The organism is Novosphingobium naphthalenivorans NBRC 102051 (genome assembly GCF_001590985.1).
Classification (GTDB): Bacteria; Pseudomonadota; Alphaproteobacteria; order Sphingomonadales; family Sphingomonadaceae; genus Novosphingobium; species Novosphingobium naphthalenivorans.
The window spans coordinates 1-2,583 of the sequence record NZ_BCTX01000173.1 but is presented as its reverse complement, the minus strand read 5'-3'; the positions used below and the strand labels follow the sequence as shown (position 1 = coordinate 2,583).

Annotated in this window: 3 protein-coding genes; all 3 read left to right on the top strand. The window is 63.5% G+C overall.

Annotated features, from left to right (window positions below):
- Positions 1-124, top strand: a 124-nt coding sequence (locus tag NN5_RS27115; RefSeq protein WP_245656688.1) for a TrbC/VirB2 family protein, incomplete at its 5' end; no start/stop codon positions are given.
- Between the two features lie 4 nt (positions 125-128).
- Positions 129-416 carry a VirB3 family type IV secretion system protein gene (locus NN5_RS24450; RefSeq protein ID WP_067739266.1) on the top strand — a complete coding sequence of 96 codons (288 nt, stop codon included), beginning with the start codon at positions 129-131 and terminating at the stop codon, positions 414-416.
- Positions 395-2,583: VirB4 family type IV secretion/conjugal transfer ATPase (locus NN5_RS24445; protein WP_067739263.1), on the top strand; the 2,189-nt coding region annotated here is incomplete at its 3' end. The genes NN5_RS24450 and NN5_RS24445, both read left to right, overlap by 22 nt.

The window sequence follows — 2,583 nt, the reverse complement described above, 5'->3', positions numbered from 1 at the left end:
CTTCATGATGCTGACCGGCCGGATGAACTGGCGCCACGGTGCGACTGTCGTGATCGGTTGCTTTATCCTGTTCGGCGCGGCGAGCATTGTGGGCGGCATCCGCACCGCCGCAACGGGCCTGTAGGATCATGTCCACCCATCTCCAACGCACGACGGTTTTTACCGCCCTGACCCGTCCGCAGATGTTCGCAGGCGTGACCTACACCTGGTTCGTGGCGAACGGCATCCTGGCGGCTGAGCTGTTCCTGATCTTCAAGTCCTTCTGGGTGATCCTGATCGCACTTTTCGTGCACCTCGTCGGCGCCATTCTGTGCCTGCGCGAACCGCGCTTCCTTGACCTGTGGATCGTGCGCGTCAGCCGCTGCCCGCGCGTGAAGAACCATGCCCTGTGGCAATGCAATTCCTACCGCCCCTGACCTCCGCCCCTAAAGTCGTCGCGCGCGAGAAGGCGGCAGGCGATCACCTGCCCTATGCGCGCCATGTCGATGACATGACGCTGGAGACACGCGACGGCCTGCTGATGCAGACCGTTCGCCTGGGCGGCCTGCTGTTCGAGACGGCCGATACTGACGAGCTCAATTACCGCGCAGACCTGCGTGATGCGATGCTGCGCGCGATCGGCAATTCGCAGTTCGCGATCTACCACCATGTCGTGCGCCGCAAGGCCGAAGCCGCACTGGAAGCGCGCTATCCCGATGCCTTCTCGCGTGATCTCGATGCCCGCTGGCGCGAACGTTTGGGCGCGCGCCAGATGTACGTCAACGAACTGTTCGTGACGATTGTGCGCCGCCCCATGCAAGGCCGGTTAGGATGGGCCGACCGGCTGCGAATGTGGGTATCGCGCTACAGCGAAGACCGGCAAGCTGCCTTCGGTGCCGAGAAGCGCGCGCTCGATGCCGCGACCGAGGCGCTGGTAGCCGCGCTCGGCAGCTACGATCCGCGCGTGCTTTCAGTCTACAAGACCGAGCACGGCTACCGCTCCGAACCGCTGGAGTTCCTCTCCTACCTCTACAATGCGGACATGCGCCCGGTCGGCCTGCCGCATGGTGATCTCGGGCAGCATCTGCCGTTCCGCCGGGTGAGTTTCGGTCAGGACGCTTTCGAACTGGCGCCTGCCGGACACAGCCCGCGCAAGTTTGGCGCACTCATCTCGATCAAGGACTATCCGGCCCAGACTATGCCGGGCATGTTCGATGAACTTTACCGCATGCCCTTTGAGATGACGGTGAGCCAGTCCTTCGCTTTCGTGGAACGGGGAGCGGCGCTGGGCCGCATGAACCTCGCCCTGCGCCGTATGCGTTCCGCCGAAGACGAGGCTCTGTCGCTGCGCGACGAACTGACCCGCGCCAAGGACGATGTCGCGGCAGGCCGGGCGTCCTTCGGCGAACACCACGCCACGATCGCCGTCCATGCCGAGAGTTTGGAAGTGCTCAACGCCGAAGTCGCCGAAGTCACTGCCGTATTGGCCGACCTCGGCATCGTCGGCGTGCGCGAGGACATCGCACTGGAGCCCACCTTCTGGGCACAGTTCCCGGCAAACTTCAAATACATTGGCCGCCGCGCGCTGGTCTCAGCCAAGAACTTCGCAGGCCTTGCTTCCTTGCACAACTTCCCCGTGGGTAAACCGCGCGGCAACCACTGGGGCGAGGCGGTGACGCTGCTGGAGACCACGGCAGCAGGCCCCTACTTCTTCAACTTCCACAAAGGCGATCTCGGCAACTTCACCGTGATCGGGCCTTCGGGCTCGGGCAAGACGGTGGTGCTGAACTTCCTGCTGGCCCAGGCGCGCAAGTTCGCGCCGCGTATCGTCTTCTTCGACAAGGACCGGGGCGCTGAACTCTTCATCCGCGCCATAGGCGGCCAGTACGACCGCCTGCGGCCCGGCGCTGCCTCTGGCCTCAATCCGCTGCAGCTTGAGGACACGCCGGAGAACCGCCAGTTCCTGATGGAATGGATCACGCTGCTCGCAGGCAGTCTCGATGCCGACGAGGCCGAGATCGTCAGCGATGCGATCGATGCGAACTTCGGCCAGATCCGTGTCCGAAGGCGCCTGCGCTACCTGGTCGAACTGTTTCGCGGGCATGTCCGGCCAAGGGCCGGGGACCTCTATTCGCGCATGCGGCCCTGGTGGGGCGAAGGCGAACGCGCCTGGCTCTTCGACAATGAAGAGGACCTCACCGACCTGACCGCCGCCACGGTCGGCTTCGACATGACCGCGATCCTCGATGATCCCATCGTACGAACACCCGCACTGCTCTACTTCTTCCACCGGGTGGAAGAACGCCTCGATGGCACACCCGCGATCATCGTTGTCGATGAGGGCTGGAAGGCGCTCGATGACGAGGTCTTCGTGCGGCGCATCAAGGACTGGGAAAAGACCATCCGCAAGCGGAACGGCATTGTCGGCTTCGCCACCCAGAGCGCGCAGGATGCACTGGAGAGCAAGATCGCCAGCGCCATTATCGAACAGGCCGCGACGCAGATCTTCATGATCAATCCCAAGGCGCGGCCAGAAGACTATATCGATGGCTTCGGCCTGACGCCGCATGAGTACGAACTGGTGAAGAGCCTGCCCGACTCCTC

Coding starts and splice junctions, on each gene's coding strand:
- NN5_RS24450 (WP_067739266.1), top strand. CDS start 129: ATGTCCACCCATCTCCAACGCACGACGGTTTTTACCGCCCTGACCCGT.